Origin of the sequence: Chitinophaga varians (assembly GCF_012641275.1) — a bacterium.
GTDB classification, from domain to species: Bacteria; Bacteroidota; Bacteroidia; order Chitinophagales; family Chitinophagaceae; genus Chitinophaga; species Chitinophaga varians_A.
Genome location: NZ_JABAIA010000003.1, coordinates 20,221 through 40,241, shown reverse-complemented (window position 1 = coordinate 40,241; position 20,021 = coordinate 20,221). Strand labels below are relative to the sequence as shown.

Sequence of the window (20,021 nt, the reverse complement as noted above, 5' to 3'; positions counted from 1 at the left end):
TTGCTGTTGATGCAGTGACCGCTCATTTTAGATAAAAAAAATAATGATCATCTGGATTAATGGCGCATTCGGAGTTGGTAAAACACATACCAGCTATGAGCTTTGTCGAAGAATCGACAACGGATTTTTATTTGATCCCGAAAAGGTAGGATATTTTCTGCGAGAGAATCTGCCACGGGCCAAAGAATACGATGACTTCCAATATTTGCCGCTCTGGCGCAGACAGGTATTGGAGAACCTGATCTATTGCGAAGAAAAGCAGGTCATCACCATCGTCCCTATGACAATTGTCAACGATGAGATCTTTGATTTTATTATCGGTGGCCTGAGACGTCAGGGAGCAGATGTCAGGCATTTTTCATTGATGGCCGGCAAGGAGACCATAGAAAAACGGTTAACAAGACGGGGCGACAAAAACGCCTGGAATTTCAAACAAGTGGACAGGTGTTTGTCTGCGCTGATAAAACCCAAATACAATATGCATATTGATACCGATAAACACAGCATCGACGAAGTAGTGGAATTAATAGCGGACAACGTTCAGCTGACACTTTCAACAGGAAGACTAAAGGGGGTTTTAAAAGGCATAAACCGGATAAGAACAACCCTGAAAAATATCAGGTAAGGCTTATAACCGCTGTAACATAATATCCAATACCACGCAGCCAAACCTGGCACCAGGATCATCCACCTGCGTAACGTCATATACAAACTGCAGTATATTATCCGACAGCTGATGCACGGTGGTTGTAATATCATAAGGCACACCCACGGGCATAATACGTGCGGGATGGACAGCAACGCCATCTACCACCAGCCTGGTTTCAGGCAGTTCTCCCAGCACGTCCTTTATCCATTTTTCTGCTTCCAGGTGTAATAACCGGAACAGGAATAACGCCGGCACGCAGGGATATCCCTCGAAATGGCCGAGGCAATGTATTTCATCGACAGGAGATAACCTGGACTCATAATGCCAGGCATTCTCAAAAGAGACACGGCTGATAACAGGCAGGGGCACCAATTCGTTGTGTGCCGGTCTTCCGGTACTTTTGAGGGAAGCAAACTTACTCTTGAAGTCTGTTTCATTCCACATATAATAATCGTAAAGCACCTGGTAGACCATATCTCCCGCATCATCCAAAATACGGATAACACTCTTTCGCTTTCTTTTACTGATTTCCAGTGTATGAAGCACCACTTTTAAAGACGTATCTGCCAAAAAGTTGCCACTGCGCATGCACCTGAACCGCTCTGCCAGCATATACTGGTCTGTCCCTTCAGCGTACAGGCGGCAGGCGTTCCATCCTTCCGCCGACAGGCATTGCCGGATCATTACCACAAATTGAACACCCTGAAAATTACTGGCAGGCCCCAGGTCTACCTCCAGGTATTTCCCCCTGGTCACCAGAGCGGTAGCGGGCAACTGGAAAAAGGGAGGCCGCATGCCTGTTTGAATATCCCCCGCCGGAACAACCACCTCCTGGTATATCCTGAATACATAGTCACAATTGCTGTTTTCATCTACCGCAGACGCAAGTGTTGCTACCTTCCACCCCGGTGCGGCCACATCCCGTATCCCTTCCAGGAACGGCAGTATCACCGGCCATTTCAGGAGATGGGTTATTTGCAGCTGCTGACTGATCCGATGATAACGGTCTGTTCCGCGGATAGTGAAAACCACTTCAGCCGCCGAGTAGCTATTGACCTCGAAATTAAATTCGGGGCTGGCGGTAAAGATGGCAGCGATAATAATTTCGATAGCACCTCTGGGATCGCGCTCCAGCAAAGGATATGCGTCGATTATTCTCGCGGCTTTGTTTTTGCCCAGTGTATATATCAGTGAAGAAGAAAGGGCTTCCGCCATATCAGGTCCGTTCAGCACAACTGCCTGCTGTAGCAGCAAACCATAAAAAGAAGCAGTGATATCTGACATCCCCTGCATCAGCTGCTGTAAACTCCCCGGGGAATACCGGCTGAACACAGCAGCTGCATCCATATCCGGGTGATAACTGTCCTTGTTTCTGAGAGCGGATAATTCCTGCGCAAGCGCGGACAACGGATACTTTTCAGGAGACATGGTTACAAATATTAGACATAAAAAAATAGGGAAACAACAGGCGTCTTACGAAGCTATAGCCCCTCCATGCACTTTAGACAGCAGTTGAAATATGCCGTGCTACTTCAGCAGCTGTTGATAACTTTGAACAAGTTACTGTCCACTATCCATTTTGTTAGATATACTAATTGTTACCCCTTTTTACTATCTTAAAAAACCTGACTATGAAAAAGTGCAATGCGGTTGTCACAGCAGTCGGCGGATACGTCCCGCCTCACATCGTTTACAACGAAGAATTGGAACAAAAAATGAATATCCCGTCCGGGTGGATTCTTAAATATCTTGGCGTTAACGAGCGGCGGTATATCCGGGAGGAAGGCGTCGGCACTTCTGCCATATGCGTGCAGGCAGCCCTTGAAATCTGCCGTAAACGCGGCATACAGCCATCAGAACTGGATGCCATTGTACTGGCCACGGCCACGCCGGATATGATCACGCCTTCCACCAGCAATATTGTTGCCCGTGAAATCGGCGCCAGCAAAGCCTGGGCTATCGATATCAACGGCGCGTGCAGCGGTTTTCTCTCTGCCCTGGATATTGCCTCCCGGTATATAGAACAGAACATATACCGCTACGTGCTGGTACTGGGAGCAGATAAAATGAGCAGTATTATCGGCGGCCAGGACCGCATCACCTCCTGCCTTTTCGCCGATGGCGGAGGGGGTGTGTTACTGGAGCCCGGGCCTCCCGACAGCGGAATACAGCACTGTTTCCTTCGTACAGACGGCAGCGGCGCCGACCTGCTGTATGTGAAAGCCGGAGGTTCGCGCTGGCCGTCCTCTGCAGCCACGGTCAACAACCAGGAACATTATCTCTACATGGACGGCAAAGCTATCTTCGATTATGCAGTATTACGCCTCACGGAATCCATTACCAATACAATGGTGAAAAACGACCTGTCAGCACAGGACATCACCTGGCTGGTGCCCCATCAGGCTAATCAGCGGATCATTGACCGCACGGCAGAAGTGCTGTCTTTTCCTACTGAAAAAATAATGCGGAACGTTGACCGCTACGGCAACACCACTTCCGGTACAATTCCCCTGTGCCTGTGGGATTACGAGTCACAGCTGAAAAAAGGGGACCGCCTGCTGCTTGCCGCTTTCGGCGCCGGGTTCACCTGGGGAGCATTGTATATGATCTGGGGATATGATGGTCAGGGCTAGTATTGTCCGGTATGTCACGCCGGAGTTTATTCTTTACTATCTTTGCACCCAAAATATAAGATAAAAATCCCCGCTAATGCAAATATTTAACGGACGTTTGTATCCCGAAGAAATTATACCCTATCTGGAGCAGTTCGATAAAGAGGGTTATACAGCAGAGTTGAAAAGCGCCATTGACCAAGGGTTTCATAAGATCAGCCAGCATCCCGCTACGGCGTTGTACACCTGTTGTATTGCAACCGACATCTATAAAATGGAAACAACCGTCTCTTTCGATGATTTTGACACCAGCGGACAATACAGGAAAAACCTGTTTGCGGCTTTAGAAAAGCGGTACCGCCAAAAACTCGAACAAGGGAAACTGACCAAAAGAGACCGGATACCGGATATGAATAACATACCACGTAATTACGATGAACCGGATAAATATGCTTTCCCCCGCATCGCCAGTATAAAAAACACCTCCATCCCGAAAAATTTCGAGTTTTATACGCAAAGGAAATGCTGGTACGAGATCTTCCCGCTTCAGCAGGAGGTGCTGCAGTATGCCATCGGGCAACTGCACGTTTTACCTAACCTGCACCCTTCCTTCGAGATGTTTTTTATTGGCATGGAGTCGAAGGAAGGGTTTATTTACAAGAGGTGACAGGACGCCATCGGTTGATTTCAAAATTTAACGACTGACCAAAACGCTTTCTTGGGTTGCAACTCCTTGTCGAACAGCAATGGATAATCTTTTCTGCCACGCACCGGAAAGTTGTCCAGCCAGCTATACCGGTCGGAGATATTCCAAAACGTTACACCTGTCAGCACATCGCGATACTTGCGAAAAGATGCAAAACACCGGCGGTACTGCTCCAGCTGTTGTAGCTCCTTTGCTGCGGTAAACGCCGTGGCGCTGTCGCCCGCTTCCCGTTCCCTCATCTCATGTTCCTTGGGATACACGGAAACATCAAATTCAGTAATCTGTATTTTCAGTCCCAGTTTTGCAAAATCTGCCATCGTTTTATCCAGCTGCTCCGCCGATGGCTCATTTACGGCCCAATGCGCCTGCAATCCCACGCCGTGGACCGGCACTCCTTTGCTGACAAGGCCATTGAGCATACGGATAATTTTTTCCCGTTTTACGGTGTTTATCTCATTGTAGTCATTATAAAACAACAACGCATCAGGGTCTGCTTCATGGGCCCACTGAAATGCTTTTTCAATGTATTCTTCGCCACAGATCTGGTACCACAATGAATTCCGGTAAAACTCATCCTTACGGTCACTGATCACTTCATTGGCCACGTCCCAGGCATATACGACGCCTTTATATCTCTTTACAACAGTGGTAATATGTTCTTTCAGGCGTTGTAATAATACGTCTTTGGACACCTGTTGTCCGCCGGCATCCTTAAAAATCCATCCCGGGGCCTGATTATGCCAGACCAGGGTATGCCCCCTGAGCTTCATTCCGTTACGGCGGGCAAAAGCTGCGATAGAATCAGCATCCTTCCAGTTGTACAGCTGCTCCCCCGGATGAATTACGCCCATCTTCATAGCATTCTCCGGGGTAATGCTGTTGAATTGCCGGACCACCAGTCCGGCTTCCTCTGTATGCAGCGCACGCGCTGAAACGGCCACGCCTATAGGAAAATAATCCCTGTAATAGTCTTTTAGTCCCCGTGCCCCCGGCGCAACAAAAGAATGAGCCTGGTAGGCCACGCAGGAAAAACTTATGGCGACGGCCAGCAAAACAATAATAACGTGGCGGATATACTTCATATGTTGCCTGGTTCAATTAATTATTTACGAAAGGTGTTATCTGAATGCGCTTAACGTTTGAATAGTACCATCGCTGTTATACTTCAGCTCCATTACTTTGACGTTTCTCAGGTGTGTTTTACCCGACAGCTGCGTATCATGATAAAACAAATACCATTTATGCCCGATTTGGACAATCGAATGATGGTTGGTCCAGCCGTCAACCGGTTTCAGAATAACCCCCTGATAAGTGAAGGGACCATATGGGCTGTCTCCAATCGCATAAACAATATTGTGCGTATCGCCGGTTGAATAAGAGAAATAATATTTGCCATTGTACTTGTGCATCCAGGCCGCTTCAAAAAAGCGTTTGTCGTTCTCCTGCTCATTGTACAGCCGGCCGTTGCTGTCTGTTATTTTTACGGCCAACGGAGCGCTTTCCAGGCTTTTCATGTCCGGGGAGAGTTTTGCCACGCGGGGAAGAATAGCCACTTCATTTTTTTTACGCAGCGTTGCAGTGGCGTCATAGCGGTTATTATCCCAGTTTTGCAGTTGTCCTCCCCAGATACCGCCAAAGTACAAATAAAAAGAACCATCATCGTCCCTGAATACACAGGGGTCGATGCTGTAACTTCCGGCAATCGGTTCTTTTTCGGCCACAAAAGGACCAGTCGGCTGTCTGGAAGAAGCAACGCCGATTCTGAATACCCCTTCCTTATCCTTCGCCGGGAAATATAAATAATATATTCCTTTTGAAAATGCTGCATCCGGCGCCCACAGCTGTTTGGAAGCCCATGGCACATCATGCACCCGGAGCGCAATCCCATGGTCTGTTACCTTCCCGCCGATGGAGTCCATGGAAAAAATGTGGTAGTCCGCCATCTGGAAATGGTCTCCGTTATCACTTTCCTTCGTATTGGTGGCTGTATCATGCGAAGGATAGATATATATTTTTCCGTTGAAGAGATGTGCAGACGGGTCAGCGGTGTAGATATGTGATATCAGCGGGGGCGATGTATACGTTTGCTGCTTGTCATTGGCGAAGGTAAACCAGCTGAAACGGGCGGTGGACGGAGTTTCCCCCGTAAATGCAAACGTCAGCCGGTGCCTGCCGGCAAGCTGCTTCACAGGCACGCTGACCGTCGTATAGTTCAGCAGCGGTTCTTCGGGCACGGCCACTGTAGCATAGGGATTCAATGAATCATTATCGATATACACGTTTATACGCCCTCCGCGGGGCGCCACCCGCAGCAACAGGAATTGATATCCCTTGTCAAAATCCACCTGGTTAAACCGCACCCATGAACCGGCCGTCAAATGGGCTAACTCCTGCTGCCCCGGTCCGTCTCCATCGTTTCCGGGGACCACACGTGCACCGTAAATGTCATCATACATTTCCGCAGCAATACGGGAAGACGCCTTAAAGAGGTTAGGGGCTCCCTTCCGGGTATCCATATGAAACCAGTCCACATCAACATAGCCTCCGTTTTTAAGCGTGGCATAATTAAACAGCGTAAACCGGTTACCAGTAAACATTTTCAGGTTGAACTGCATATTCAGCGTATCACCCAGAGGGATATATGTCCTGTTATCGAAGCTATAACTGAAGTAGGCCTGATCTTTCATGGTATTAACGGAAGCCCTGAAGAACACCCGTTTTTCCTTTCCTATGGCAACACTGTCTTTCCTGCTGCCGGCATGCTCCATCACAATAAACTTTGCCGGCGCTCCGGCGCTGACACCGATAAAGGCATAGGGGAGTTGCAAAACAGCCAGTCCCGCCACATCACCTGCTTTCATTCCGCTAATATCGAATGCTGCGGTGGCTTCGGAGAAAGGGCCAAACATCCGTTGTGTGAGTGAATTCCGCGCATGCAGCAAATCAGCGGCGATGCCGGCGGTAGTGAGCCGCAGATAACCTTTCCGTTTTATTAAAGACCAGGCGCTGTCATCAGGATTGTGGTTCCAGGCCCATTGTATGCCAGGCTTATCGCCATCAAACTCATCACTGGTGGGAAGTATTTCTACCGGAACGACGGCTTCTGTACGTGGTTTAACATGGGTCACCACCGCTCTTCCGTTTTTTCCGGGGATAGGCCAGCCATCTATCCACTGCACCGGCTGCAAAGTCGGCACTCTTCCTACCCCTCCCCTGTCCTGAAAGATAATACTCCACCATTCCCCCTGGGGCGTTTCGACCAGCGCACCCTGATGAACACCTTTACCATAGAGGTTCATATCATCTTTCAGCACGGTTTTTTCCTCATAGGGGCCGTATATATTTTTTGACCGGAGGCAAACCTGGTAACCGTCTCCACCACCATAGGTTGCATAGATATAATAGTATCCGTTTTCCTTATAGACATGTGATCCCTCCAACCCCGGCCGTTGCACCTTGTCAAACACAATACTGTCTCTTCCAATGGGGGCAAGGTTAGCATCCACTTCTGTCACAGACAGTTTAGAATAACCGTGGGCGACGTAGATGCGCCCGTCCTCATCAAAAAACAATCCGGGGTCATAGTAGGGCCTCACCAGCTTTTGCACCTCCCAGGGCCCTTCCGCCCTGGCAGCGGTGCATAAAAACCCGCCTTCGTCCAGTGTCATGAATAGTATGTAGAACTTACCCTTGTGATAGCGGATACTGCTGGCCCACTGCCCTCTTCCATACCTGTTCCCGCCTTTAAAATCATAAAACGGATGCTGCCTGAACCGCGTCACGGCATTGGCAACATACGTCCAGTTCACCAGATCTTTCGACTGCAGTAATGGCACGCCGGGGAAAAAATACATGGTAGTAGCTACCATATAATAAGTATCCCCCACGCGGATTACATCGTTATCCGGGAAGTCGGACCAGATGACCGGATTGGTGTAAGTGCCGTCTTCATTATCAGACTGCTGCGCATAAAGCGAAGCACTACAAAAGAAAAGGAGTGCTATAACGAGGAATTTCTGATACATCTTTAAAAACATTATTCAGTCATATAGATTCTATGCATGATTGCTTCCGGATAAAACAGTCAGAAGACAAAAATACAGGGGCCAGTACTTTCCCGATAGCACATTTGTTGAAATTGATGGAAAAAATGTCTTTTATACAATTATTATCGTCCAAAACCAATGTATTAAGGCAATTTAGTATCATAATGTTTATAAATTTCATTACAATACTTAAATTGAGATACAAAGGACCACGTTATTACCATTCAACCAACATCTCGTTTTTTAATGATCGCTCCATATGTGTAAATATACATTTACGTTCCTGTGCTGTTTACTATGCCTTGCTAAAACCGGTCGGACCCAAACCGGACATCTCAACTTCACTTCGCTTACCGCTAAAGACGGACTGGTATCCAATGGGGTAAATGCCATCACGAAGGACCACTATGGTTTGATGTGGTTTGCTACCGATGATGGATTAAATAAATTTGACGGCACACACTTTACTGTTTACCGTCATCGCCCGGATGACGTTTCCAGCCTGAGAGCCAACGAGATACTGACGCTGCATGAAGACGAAGCCGGCAACCTCTGGATAGGTACCAGTGGCGGCGGGCTAAGTTTATACGACCGTAAAAAGGACGCCTTCGTTCACTTCCCCCTGCACGCAGATGCCCCGCAGTTGCCCCCTAACGCGGTAATACTGGATATATCCAGCGATACGTCCGGTAACATATGGATCGCACAGTTCGAACATCTATTTAAGCTCACGCCTGGCAGCCGTCATATTTCCCAGATCAATCTGGTAGCTGGAGAAGAGGGCCAGGAGACAAAACTGAACCCCCGCTGCCTTTTTGTTGACCGAAACCAACAGATCTGGATTGGTACCACTCATGGCCTGTACCGATATACCCCCTCCACCGGTGCCGTAAAACGGATAGCCAACAACAAAACCGGGTGTACCAGCCAGGATAACGAAATCAAGTCAATTACAGGCGACCATGACGGACAGATATGGGTTGGCACCGCCACAGGACTGTATACATTGCAACCCGACGGCACCAGCATCTCCCCATATCATACCATCCCGCTCCTGAACAATAAATTAATTAACTGCATCAGGCCTGACAAAGACCATCAGCTATGGATTGGTACCGAAGAAGGGCTCATGGTGCTAAATACCCGGACAAACACTGTTGATCAATATCTTCCCTCCGATGAGAACATTTACAGTCTTACCAACCAGTCGATAAGATGTATCTATAACGACAACCAGGGCATTTATTGGTTAGGCACTTTCAGGGGCGGGATTAATAAATATGACAAGAACCTGCACCTCTTTAATTTTAAACCAGGTACCGCTTTTCATGAAAATAGCCGTCAGTCGTCCATTGTCACTGCCTTTGCGGAAAACAGCGAAGGCAATGTTTTTGTGGCCACCGACGGCGGAGGCATGTTTGAATTCAACCGCAAAACAGGGAAAGTCCGTCCCATTGACATCCCGCTGCCGGTAAAGGGTAATAAAGCGGCCATTATGGCCCTCCAGTACACCCGCGACAAAAAACTATACATCGGCACGTATGCATTGGGCCTGCTTATCATAAACAGCGCTACCGGCAGCTATAAATACCTTACAAAAGTCGCGGGGAGCGACCATCCCGGCGCCAATGATATTTTTTGCCTAAAGGAAGACAGTAAAGGCAACGTTTGGGTTGGCACCAACGGAGAAGGGCTGAACGTTCTCAAAAATGAGCAGGTCGTTACCAGGTATACTCCTCATCCCGACCCTACCAGGCCCAATGAGAAAAAGCTGCCGTTTAACGGATATATCAGGGCCATTGAGGAAGATACGGAAGGCAATATCTGGATCGGCACCCATGGAGGCGGCGTTGGTGTTTATTATCCGGGCACGGGCCAGTGGGACATCTATACGCAAAGCAACAGCCTGTTGCCCAGTGACAAAGTGCAAACATTGTTGTGCGACAGTAAAGGCCGTATGTGGGCAGGCACCTTTGGCGGCCTGAGTTATTTTGACAAAACGCAAAAAAGGTTTATCAATTTTTCCGAAAAAGACGGCCTGCAAAACGTGACCATTTACAAAATCATTGAAGATAAAAGCGGTATTATCTGGCTAAGTACCAACATGGGCATCAGCAGTTTTCATGTTGAGTCAAAAAAATTCAGAAACTATACACGCTATAACGGCGTTCAAAATAACAACTTCGTTCATAACTCCGGGATACGCCTGTCTGACGGAGACCTGATGTTCGGCGGACTGGAAGGCATTAATTACTTTACGCCCTCCGACCTTACCCTCAATAAACATGCGCCGGCCGTACTGCTGACAGATTTAAAGGTATCCAACAAATCGATACTTCCCGATGAGGACGGTCCCCTTACAGCACATATTGCTGTAGCCGACAACATCCGCCTGGCCTACAAACAAAACTTTGTCATCAGTTTTGTAGCGCTCAACTATACCCTTCCCACCGAAAACCATTACGCCTACAAACTCGATGGATTTGATAAAGACTGGAACTATACCGGCACAGCCAACAGTGCCGCCTATACGAACCTTGATCCCGGAGAATACACCTTCCACGTCAAAGCCGCTAACAACGATGGAATCTGGAGCAGCAGGGACACCACCATAAAAATCCACGTCCGCCCGCCCTTTTGGCGTACTATCTATGCATACGTCTTTTATGTCTGCGCCATTTGCCTGTTATTGCTATATAGCCGTTACCTCGGCATTAAGCGGATAAGGAAAAAATTCCTGCTGGAACAGGAAAGGCTGGAAGTAAAAAGACTACAAGACATCGACCGGCTTAAAATTAAATTCCTCACCAACCTCAGCCATGATTTCAGAACACCCATTTCACTGATCATGGGCCCGGTGGAACAGCTCATTAGTGGAGAAAGCAGCGGTCCCCGCCTCGACAGGCTAAACATGATCAAAAGAAATTCCAGGCGGCTGCTTAACCTGGTCAACCAATTACTGGACTTCAGGAGAATGGAAGAACAGGAGCTAAAACTACAGCCGACAGCGGGAGATTTTGTAGCTTTTATCAGGGAGGTTACAGACTCTTTCCGTGATTTTGCCGAAAGAAAGAACATACAATTCACTTTTATCAGTGGCCCCGAAGTACTGTATGTTCTATTTGACCATGACAAAACAGAACGTATCCTTTTCAATCTGCTCTCCAACGCCTTTAAGTTTACATCGGAAAAAGGCGCGGTTACCGTCACGCTGCAGCTGTTGAACGCAGATGAAGCTGCCTGCCTGCAATGGGTCCGGATAACAGTAAAAGATACCGGCGTCGGCATTCCCAAAGATAAAAAAGACAGGATCTTCGAACATTTCTTTCAGACAGATACCGCTTCCACCATATTAAACCAGGGAATCGGCATAGGCCTGTCTATTACGAAAGAATTTGTAACAATACATGGCGGCACAATTGACGTAGACAGCGAACCGGGACAGGGCGCTACATTCACCATAGAACTGCCATTGAAAGCAGTAGCAGAAAACCCGGCAAAACAGGCGCCGCCTGACCATCCGTTGTTGTCCGTCGCTGAAACAACACCGCAGGAACAGGCAGCAGCAGCATCGCAGGCCCGCGGGGAATTGCCGGACAGTCAGGACAAGGCTGTTGTACTCATCGTGGAAGACAATGACGACTTCCGGTTCTATCTTAAAGATAACCTTTGCAGGAATTACAAAATAATAGAAGCCGCCAATGGGAAAGACGGCTGGCAAAAAGCCCTGTTACAGCATCCGCATTTGATCGTCAGTGATATCACTATGCCGCAAATGGATGGTATCAGCTTATTGCAAAAGTTAAAGTCGGATAAACGGACCAGTCATATACCGGTAATATTGCTCACCGCGCTCACCCATGAAGCCCAACAGATCGCTGGACTGGCAACAGGCGCCAACGACTATATTACCAAACCATTTAACTTCGAAATACTGCATGCCAAGATCAGAAACCTCCTGCATCTCAACCACACCCTGAAAAACACGTATACCAAACAAATAAAATTACTTGCGCCTGAAATTGAAAAGGTATCATCGGAAGAAAAGTTAATGGCGCGGATCGCGGGCCACCTGGAAGAAAACCTGACAGATTCCCAACTTTCGGTCGAAAGCCTGAGCAAGGAACTAGGGATGAGCAGGAGTTCGCTGTACAATAAATTACTGGAATTAACCGGCCAGACCCCGGTAGAATATATCCGGTCTTACCGCTTGGAAAAAGCCGCCATGCTGATGAAAAAAAGTGACCTGACCATTGCTGAAATCGCCTATCAGGTAGGCTTCTCCACGCCCAACTATTTCGCCAAATCATTCAAGGCAAAATACAATGTGCTGCCCTCCGAATTTATGGCCAGGATGCAAAGGGATAAGGCGCTTGAGTAGTCAAACAGCCAAAATGATAACAGCCCCGTGGCAAACAGGGGCTGTTATCATTTTGTGCCTTCGTCAGGGGTGAAATATTATTTACTCACAGGCGTAAATGTTTCCATGGTGACAGACCGGTCCCTGAGTACCAGCGTGTCCGATGAAGACACCTGCATACCAGGCAGGGTAACCTGGTAGGTAAGATAAAGCGCATCGCGGTCTTTGTTTCCCCAGCTGTTCTTCTCTCCCCTCTTTACAAATTGTCCATCTCCCGTAGCGCTGATATTGGCGGTTACTGCAGAAACCGTACATTTCCCGCCGTCCTGGAAGGAGAGCAGCAACGTACAGTTGATGTTATTGCCGTCTTTGTCTTTGTATACTACCGGAAACTCCAGTTCCTTCATGGACCTTGTACTTAACTTATTGACCTCATCTTTTTCCACATACTCCTTATGCCGCACGATGGTTTGATTTACGCTTCCTGATACAACATCTTTCCCTCTGCGCAGGTAGTTACCATGCCACTCATTCACGTATTTGACGGCATACAGAATAAAATCTTTTCCGCTCAGGACAGAATCCGCGCCTGATTTATCGGTTATACGTAATGGAATCACATAGGTATTCTTAATTGCCTTCGGATCATTAAAAAAGGCGTCCGCCAGCTGCACTTCCACGCCGCCGGCCAGGCTGCCTTTGGGAATAATGATTTTGTTGTCTGCCAATGAATAATACTTAGCGGGCATGGGCAGAATCTCATCTTTACCGGCGCCAAACAGCAACCCGTTCCCCAACAGGGTATTATCTACCGCTATACTGATGTTCACATCGTTTTTGCTGTAATAAACACCACCCGTTGCAGCCATGATTTTACATTTCCGCTGGTTATCCAGCTCTGTGCTGAAGATATCTTCTCCGAAAGTGATGGTGCGCACGGGGTATTGATAAGCGAAGTATACCGTTTGATAAGGATAGTCGGGAAACGTTACGTTTTTGTTACATGCTGCGAGCAGCAGTAATACCACGGGCATTAAAAACTTTTTCATCTTTGCTGTTTTCAAAAAATCAATTAAAAATGATCACCTGTCCTGCTTTTTATTAACGCCAGCCTTTGTTTTGTTCCAGCGCGCCAAACTTCAGTATTTCTCCATAAGGTATGGGGCCATAAGCCATGAATGGCTGGAACTGCCTGGGCTCCACATTTATCACGGCCGAAACATTATTCTTTATGCTCACTCCCCTAGCCGTTTCGCCAAGGTCCACCTTCCAGCGGCGCAGGTCCCAGAAGCGAAACCCTTCAAAGCACAATTCTATTCTCCGCTCATTCCTGATAAGGTCTCTCATCAGGTCTTTACTGCCTTTCGCTTCTTCCAGCCAGGCATCGCCATTGGTGGTGCCTACACCGGCTCTTTTCCGGATAGCCCTGATCACATCATAGGCGGAGATGCCATACCTTCCGGCTCCTAACGGGCCCCAGGCTTCATTGGCCGCCTCTGCGTAGTTGAGAAAAATCTCCGTATACCGGATATGCGGCTTGTAGTGCCGCTGGTTGTTGGTGGAAGTAGGATTCAGGTTTACGTCCTGCCGCAACAGCTTGCGGAGATAATAACCGGTCCTGGTAGATGTTCCCACTATGTTGAGCCCATCATTTGTGCCACCGTCCGCAGCAGTACTGATGACGGTATTATTCGGCCCGGCGGTACCGCCATTCACTAAAATAAACATGCGTAGCCGGGGGTCTCTATTGGCGTATGGTTTCGTTGCATCATAACCGCTGCCGGTATTGGTAATCGGTATTCCGTTAGCCATAGGAAAAGCGTCTACCAGGTTTTGTGTTGGATTGATACGCCCATTGCCAAACAGTCCCGGTGGATAGTTAGCCTGCTCCAGGTCGCGGTTATCGCCGTAATTGTTCCTCCAGAGTATTTCAGCGGGGTTGGCGCCATCAGCGAGACCGGCAATTTCACTTGCATTGGCATACCAGGTAAGGCCATTGGAAGCCAAAGCGCTGACGCCACCTTTCAGATAAAGCACTTCTCCTGCATAGTCGGCCGCATCGGCCCAGGTAGTGGTGCTACCTGCACTGAAAGCCGGACTGGCAGCCAGTAATGCGGCCTTTGACCGGATTGCCTTTGCTACGCGCCCCGTGAAGAATCCCCGGAAAGCGGAGCCGAAAGCACGGTCATACTGCTCTTTGGTAATAGTGCCATACTTCGCAGGAATGAATGCGGCACCTGCAATATTTTCGTAATCCAGCGGAAGCAAATCGTCCGCCATCGACAGGTCACTGTAAATTTGTTTCATACAAGCCTCAAAGGTTGCCCTGGGCGTATTGAAATCAGCATTAGGCCCCTGCACTGCGGTAATAATGGGTACTCCCAGCACAGCGCCGCTTTCAGATACACCGGCGTGGGCCTGCAGCAGATGGTAATAGAAAAGAGCGCGCAAACCGGCGGCCTCCCCTTTTATCCGCATGGCAAATAATTTACTTACTATGGGATCTGACACCCAGCGTACCGTATCCACGTCGCGCAAGACGATGTTAAGATACTGGATAGCCGCATAGGCGTTGGTCCACTGGCTCAACGGATTGTTATTGGCCGTCCACTGTCCGTTCGCTATTTTCAGGAAACTGTTGCTCTGGTCATTTGTCACTGCGTCGTCAGTGGCCACATCATTAAATGACCAGGAATTAGTGGGTATCCGGTTATAACCGTTGAGCAATACGCCAAATGGCAGCGCCGCGTCATTGGGAGGATATTTACCCGGATTCAGGTCCCGGATATTTTCAATTTCCGGCACCAGCAGATCTTTGCAGCCAGTCACCAGCAACAGACAGGCCAGTAAAATGACAATATTTATTTTCATAAAACGGGAACTTAATTATGCGAATGAAAAAGTTTAAAATGATCCCTTTATACCCAGATTATACAGGCGTGTTTGCGGAGCACCGCCTACATTCATTTCCAACACTTTTCGTTCTGCCGATATCGTTAGCAGGTTAAAAGCACTGACATATACTCCCATTTCTTTCAACACTTTCTTTTTACCCAGCAAACCGCTCATATCATAGGAAACCTGCACTTTCTCCAGGTCTATGCGATTGGTTTTATACAACCAGAAATCTGAATTGCGGAAATTATTATCGCTGGCGAGCGTAGTCAGGCGGGGATACGTGGCGGTTTCTGCTGTTTCCGGTGTCCAGCGGTCTCTCACGATAGTGGAATATTTACTTTCTCCGGCAACCCAAAACCAGGAATTATTCTTCATATCGTATGCGCCAAAGCGGCCCACCCCCAGGGCCAGAAAAGAGAAATTCCTCCACCTGGCGCTCAGATTGATGCCCAGCGTAAGCGGAGAACCAAACCAGCCGGCACGGCCGAGGTACACTTCATCACGGGCATCAATGATCCCGTCACCGTTTTGATCTTTATATTTGATATCACCCGGTTTTACCTGGCCAAAAGCCTGGGCAGGAGAATTTTTAATATCATTCTCATCACGGAAAAATCCCTGGCTTTGTAATCCCCATATGGCATCCAGTGGTTTTCCCTGGCGGCGTTGATAGTCGTCAGCATATAATTCTGCTCGTTTCGTGGCCATAGTTTTGTAGTAACTGCCTACCAACCCGATAGTATAGCTGACCTCTCTCAACTTATTATGAAAACTGAGGTTGAAGTCAAAACCCACCCGCTTATCATCATTATAATTGATATAGGGAATGAAAGAGGATAACGGGAACCCGGTGGTAAAGTAGGAAGGATAAAGTACATCCGGCTGTATGATGTTGCCGGTGATTTTATTGATAAAGAAATTACCGTTCAGTTTTATCAACTGATGAAAGAAAGAGCCATCCAGGCCAATGCTGAATTCTTCTCTCTTAGGGAAACGCATATCAGGGTTAGCTCCCCGACGCGACTCGGTAGCCTGTACACCGGTACCGTCTTTCCAGCCAAACCAGCTGCCCTGGGTGGTATAGGCCCCCTGGTACAAATAGTAGGATAAAATATCCAGGTCAGTGTGCAACACCCCTGCCGCAGCAGTCAAACGAAGGTCATCGATCGCTGATACGCTCCGCAGAAAAGGCGCATTACTGATTCGCCAGCCGAGTGACACTGTTGGAGAGAAAGCATTCCGGTTTCCTACTGGCAGTTTCGCACTGTGGACCATGGCACTGCTGAAATCAACATAGTAGGTATTGCTGAAATTATAGCCCAGTTGCAAACCCAGGTTGGCATTACTGGTGCGATGATAAATCGCAGACTCCGACTGCTGAAAACCATTCACCAGCAAAACAGCAGAGAGATGATGCTTATCACCGATAGTATTCAGGTAATTGAACTGACCGGTGGCAGCAATGGTTTGACGGTACCAGCTGTTGCTCACATTCTGCACACCGGACGTTGCATCTTGTCCATACTGCGTAAGACTGCTGATCACATCCTTATCGGAAGACGTGCTCCAGGTTGGCGCATATACGGCATAACTGTTATTGTAAGCGAGATTATAGGATGTATTATAATCCACCGCAAACGTAGCGTGGAAGGAAAGCCCTTTCAGCAAATTCCTGAGGTCTGCATTCACACCGGTATTAAACAGGAATTGCCGGCTTATATACCGGTTGTTGCCACCGGCATAGATAGCGGCAAAAGGATTGGTCTGGTCCAGCTGCGTGCCGCCCAGCAGATACTTCCCGTCAATAATATGGTTACTGTTCTTCACCAGCACATTGGATGCTTCATCATCCGGCCGTAGCATATCTATAGGAACAAGTGGCGCAAAACGATAAGGCCGCAACGTGGCCGCACTGCCCCAATAATCGGTATTTACGCCTCTTCCGGTATAAAAGATGGCGCCGGCATCTATATTACAGGAAATATAATCATTCAGGTTAACGTCTACGTTACCACGCAGATTGAGGCGGTCCGATTTTCCATTTTGGCGGGCCTCTCCAAAGTTGAGCAACGATCCGGTAGTCTGATAGCCGATATTGGTATAATAGCGGGCTTTATTATTTCCTCCTGATATCTCTGCCGTTACATCGTAACGGCTAAAAAATTTTTTAAGGTATTCATCTGAATAATAATCTACGTCGGGATACCTGTATTTATTTTTACCGGAGGCATATTGGGCAATAGTTTCAGGGGTATACAGGTCTGTGAGCCCGTCATTACGGCGTGCCTCATTATAGAGCGTCATATACTCGGCTGATCCCAGGTATGCGGGATAGGCTTTAGGCACCATGGTCCCTCCATTTGCCCTTACGTCTATCCGCTGGTTGCCGGCTTTTCCTCTTTTCGTAGTAATATATATCACGCCTTTCGCAGCCCGGCTGCCATATAATGCTACTGCATTCACCCCTTTGAGAAATGAAATCTGTTCTATTTCAGTGGGCAACACATTGGTGGCCTCACGGGGTACTCCGTCGATCACGAGCAGGTAACTTCCCATTCCCCACATACTATTGCCGTTAAAACCATTGGCCCAGCTCTCCATATTTTCGAGGCTGTAGTTCATATAGTTTTGTGTCATTTGTGATGCTACGTCCACCACTGAAATGCCACCCGGCAGTTCATTTTTATTCAATCTGCGGAATGCCGCCTGCGCGGTATTGCTGTCAGGAAGGTTTGATATAATGATGCCAGTAGTGTCCTGTGCCTGTGCCGTCTGCACGAGGCCTGTCAATACAATAGCGGCTATTAATGCTTTCATCTGGTTCATGAATTTTTGAAATTAGCGGTAACGGTACAAGCAGGAACTGCGCGTTTTACCAACCGGGATTCTGTTTAAAATCCAGGTACATATTGGCATCCGCATTTTTCAGCGGCAGCCAATAGTGTTTCTCTGAATATTTCCGCTCCAGGATTACAGCTTCACGTAAGTTGAGCACCTTGTTATTCCTGGGATCGGCCGTACTGAACGTGGACGACCGGTCAAATTCTACTGATTTTTTCAGGGTATACGGCCGCTGTATCAGCAACATCCACCTTCTCAGATCATTAAAACGATGACCTTCAAAAGCGAGTTCCACTGCCCGTTCGCGCCGAACTTCGCTCATAAATTCGTCCAGCGCGCCAGTAAAGCGCGGAGCCACATGTCCTGCTCCCGCCCGGTCACGGATGGTATTGATGGCGTCTAATGCCGTTTTGTTATAATTACCGGATTTTCCTGCTGCAGATCCATACCCTTCAGCAGCCGCTTCTGCATACATCAGGTATACGTCTGCCAGACGCATGTAAGGCAAATGGATATTGAGCGCCTTGTCGTAGCTCCAGCCGTTATCAAACCGATTAGCGGTCATGGGTACAAACTTGTGGAGTAAATAGCCGGACCGGCTGGCGCTGCTGACATCGCGGTAACTGCCACCGGTGAAGAGATTCGCATAGCGGTTGTTTTCATCCGTGGTGGCGCCCTGCACACATTTCACGCCATCGAAAACGATATCATTATAAAAACGGGGGTCCCTTCCCTTCCAGGGATATGCCGGATCGTAACCTGATTCCGGGTCTGCCTGTGTGATGTCTTTAATGGGCAGCCCGTTAGCCATGCCATAGTAATCCACATAGTTGGCAGTTGGCGCAAAGGTGATGGTTTCTCCTGTCAGCAAAGCGGAGCCATACTGTTTTGCGGTGCCATAGGTAGAGCCATGTGCGCCGTAGTAAGGGCCGCGAAAAATAGCTTCCGTGCCTCCCGGCATCAGCCAGTTCTGGCCGGCGCTATAGAAATTAGTATAGTACTTTGAAAAATCCACAAGGCTGTATGGCGCGTCGCCCGACTCGCAGCGTTGCAATAGTTCACCAAAAGCCTCGGCCGCCTTCTGACAGTAGGTTGCGTTATATGCTTTACTGCCGGTAGATACATAATTCATCAGGGGACTTCCTGCCCACAAATAATTTTTACCGAGGTAACCCAGTGCCATGATCTTATTAATACGCAGCTGATTTTTCCCCAGCGTCCTTTTACCGGCGGTGGTATTGTCCCAGTTCACCGGCAGTAGCCTTGCCGCCTCGGCGAAATCGGCGGCGGCCTTATCTGCACATTCGCTGTATTTGAGGCGGGGCAGTGTTAACTTCTGATCGCCGGGAAGTACTTTATCAATGTACGGCAGGCCACCGAAATACTGAATGAACATAAAATGAAACCATCCCCTGAAAAACAACAGCTGGCCTTTGATGAGGTCTTTTTCTTCCTGGGTGGCATCGGTGAGATAGTTGAGATTCTCGAGGCCCATATTGGCTTTACGAATGCCGTACCAGCCCAGCTTCCACAATGATTTTGCAAACCGGTCGTCATTGGTGCTGGTATTGTTCCGGTCCATCCAGCCAGCCTGCCAGCCATCGAATTGCGATTGCCAGCCCCAGAAATCACCGTTATCGATTTTTATAATGAAGTGAAAATCCCGCGAGGTCGATTGAATTTCATCTTCGCCCCAGTTCCAGGAATTTGTCCAGTAAGCGTTGGTAAAATCCGGTATACAATGATAGAGTTCTTCCGTATATCCCTGGAAACTGATGAAGGTTTTAAAGGCATTATCTGCCGATACGACAGATTGTGGTTCCCTGTCGAGGAATTTTGTGCAGGATGTCAGGCCAAGAAAGACAGTCAAGCCCAAGGTGGCCACTAACAGCTTTATATATTTATTCAC

The 20,021-nt window shown here is 48.2% G+C and carries 11 protein-coding genes; 4 read left to right on the top strand and 7 right to left on the bottom strand.

What is annotated here, in order from left to right; genetic code table 11:
* The first annotated feature begins 43 nt into the window (after positions 1-43).
* Entirely contained in the window at positions 44-625 is a 582-nt protein-coding gene (locus tag HGH92_RS23825) for a tunicamycin resistance protein (RefSeq protein ID WP_168873324.1), read from the top strand.
* 3 nt (positions 626-628) lie between these two features.
* Here the strand turns inward: HGH92_RS23825 and HGH92_RS23820 are convergent, their stop codons facing one another.
* Entirely contained in the window at positions 629-2,077 is a 1,449-nt protein-coding gene (locus tag HGH92_RS23820; RefSeq protein ID WP_168873323.1) for a hypothetical protein, read from the bottom strand.
* Positions 2,078-2,280: 203 nt separating this feature from the next.
* On the opposite strand from HGH92_RS23820, the gene HGH92_RS23815 reads away from it, so the two are divergent.
* Together HGH92_RS23815 and HGH92_RS23810 are read left to right on the top strand one after the other, a co-directional pair.
* Positions 2,281-3,282 (top strand): 3-oxoacyl-ACP synthase III family protein, encoded by a 1,002-nt coding sequence (locus tag HGH92_RS23815; protein ID WP_168873322.1) that lies wholly within the window; start codon positions 2,281-2,283, stop codon positions 3,280-3,282.
* A 76-nt stretch (positions 3,283-3,358) separates the two neighbouring features.
* Complete coding sequence (locus HGH92_RS23810; protein ID WP_168873321.1) at positions 3,359-3,928, top strand: hypothetical protein; 570 nt, start codon at positions 3,359-3,361, stop codon at positions 3,926-3,928.
* A 20-nt stretch (positions 3,929-3,948) separates the two neighbouring features.
* Here HGH92_RS23810 and HGH92_RS23805 read toward each other — a convergent pair whose 3' ends face one another.
* Both HGH92_RS23805 and HGH92_RS23800 read right to left on the bottom strand, forming a co-directional pair.
* On the bottom strand, positions 3,949-5,049 hold the full coding sequence (locus tag HGH92_RS23805) for an endo-1,4-beta-xylanase (protein ID WP_168873320.1): 1,101 nt from the start codon (positions 5,047-5,049) through the stop codon (positions 3,949-3,951).
* A gap of 36 nt (positions 5,050-5,085) precedes the next feature.
* On the bottom strand, positions 5,086-7,992 hold the full coding sequence (locus HGH92_RS23800) for a family 43 glycosylhydrolase (protein WP_168873319.1): 2,907 nt from the start codon (positions 7,990-7,992) through the stop codon (positions 5,086-5,088).
* Between the two features lie 280 nt (positions 7,993-8,272).
* Here HGH92_RS23800 and HGH92_RS23795 point away from each other — a divergent pair, with 280 nt between their 5' ends.
* Positions 8,273-12,394, top strand: coding sequence for a hybrid sensor histidine kinase/response regulator transcription factor (locus tag HGH92_RS23795; RefSeq protein WP_168873318.1), 4,122 nt, complete (start codon positions 8,273-8,275; stop codon positions 12,392-12,394).
* Positions 12,395-12,471: 77 nt separating this feature from the next.
* Here HGH92_RS23795 and HGH92_RS23790 read toward each other — a convergent pair whose 3' ends face one another.
* Genes HGH92_RS23790 through HGH92_RS23775 form a run of 4 tightly spaced genes read right to left on the bottom strand, consistent with a single transcriptional unit; the run spans position 12,472 to position 20,021 of the window.
* Positions 12,472-13,422 (bottom strand): DUF5627 domain-containing protein, encoded by a 951-nt coding sequence (locus HGH92_RS23790; protein ID WP_168873317.1) that lies wholly within the window; start codon positions 13,420-13,422, stop codon positions 12,472-12,474.
* 52 nt (positions 13,423-13,474) lie between these two features.
* Entirely contained in the window at positions 13,475-15,244 is a 1,770-nt protein-coding gene (locus HGH92_RS23785) for a RagB/SusD family nutrient uptake outer membrane protein (RefSeq protein ID WP_168873316.1), read from the bottom strand.
* Positions 15,245-15,277: 33 nt separating this feature from the next.
* Positions 15,278-18,088 (bottom strand): SusC/RagA family TonB-linked outer membrane protein, encoded by a 2,811-nt coding sequence (locus HGH92_RS23780; RefSeq protein ID WP_211092731.1) that lies wholly within the window; start codon positions 18,086-18,088, stop codon positions 15,278-15,280.
* Between the two features lie 55 nt (positions 18,089-18,143).
* Complete coding sequence (locus HGH92_RS23775; RefSeq protein ID WP_211092730.1) at positions 18,144-20,021, bottom strand: RagB/SusD family nutrient uptake outer membrane protein; 1,878 nt, start codon at positions 20,019-20,021, stop codon at positions 18,144-18,146.

What these genes read in the sequence shown, in the direction of transcription:
- HGH92_RS23825 (WP_168873324.1), top strand. Translation starts at nt 44, where the DNA reads ATGATCATCTGGATTAATGGCGCATTCGGAGTTGGTAAAACACATACC.
- HGH92_RS23820 (WP_168873323.1), bottom strand. Translation starts at nt 2,077, where the DNA reads ATGTCTCCTGAAAAGTATCCGTTGTCCGCGCTTGCGCAGGAATTATCC.
- HGH92_RS23815 (WP_168873322.1), top strand. Translation starts at nt 2,281, where the DNA reads ATGAAAAAGTGCAATGCGGTTGTCACAGCAGTCGGCGGATACGTCCCG.
- HGH92_RS23810 (WP_168873321.1), top strand. Translation starts at nt 3,359, where the DNA reads ATGCAAATATTTAACGGACGTTTGTATCCCGAAGAAATTATACCCTAT.
- HGH92_RS23805 (WP_168873320.1), bottom strand. Translation starts at nt 5,049, where the DNA reads ATGAAGTATATCCGCCACGTTATTATTGTTTTGCTGGCCGTCGCCATA.
- HGH92_RS23800 (WP_168873319.1), bottom strand. Translation starts at nt 7,992, where the DNA reads ATGTATCAGAAATTCCTCGTTATAGCACTCCTTTTCTTTTGTAGTGCT.
- HGH92_RS23795 (WP_168873318.1), top strand. Translation starts at nt 8,273, where the DNA reads ATGTGTAAATATACATTTACGTTCCTGTGCTGTTTACTATGCCTTGCT.
- HGH92_RS23790 (WP_168873317.1), bottom strand. Translation starts at nt 13,422, where the DNA reads ATGAAAAAGTTTTTAATGCCCGTGGTATTACTGCTGCTCGCAGCATGT.
- HGH92_RS23785 (WP_168873316.1), bottom strand. Translation starts at nt 15,244, where the DNA reads ATGAAAATAAATATTGTCATTTTACTGGCCTGTCTGTTGCTGGTGACT.
- HGH92_RS23780 (WP_211092731.1), bottom strand. Translation starts at nt 18,088, where the DNA reads ATGAAAGCATTAATAGCCGCTATTGTATTGACAGGCCTCGTGCAGACG.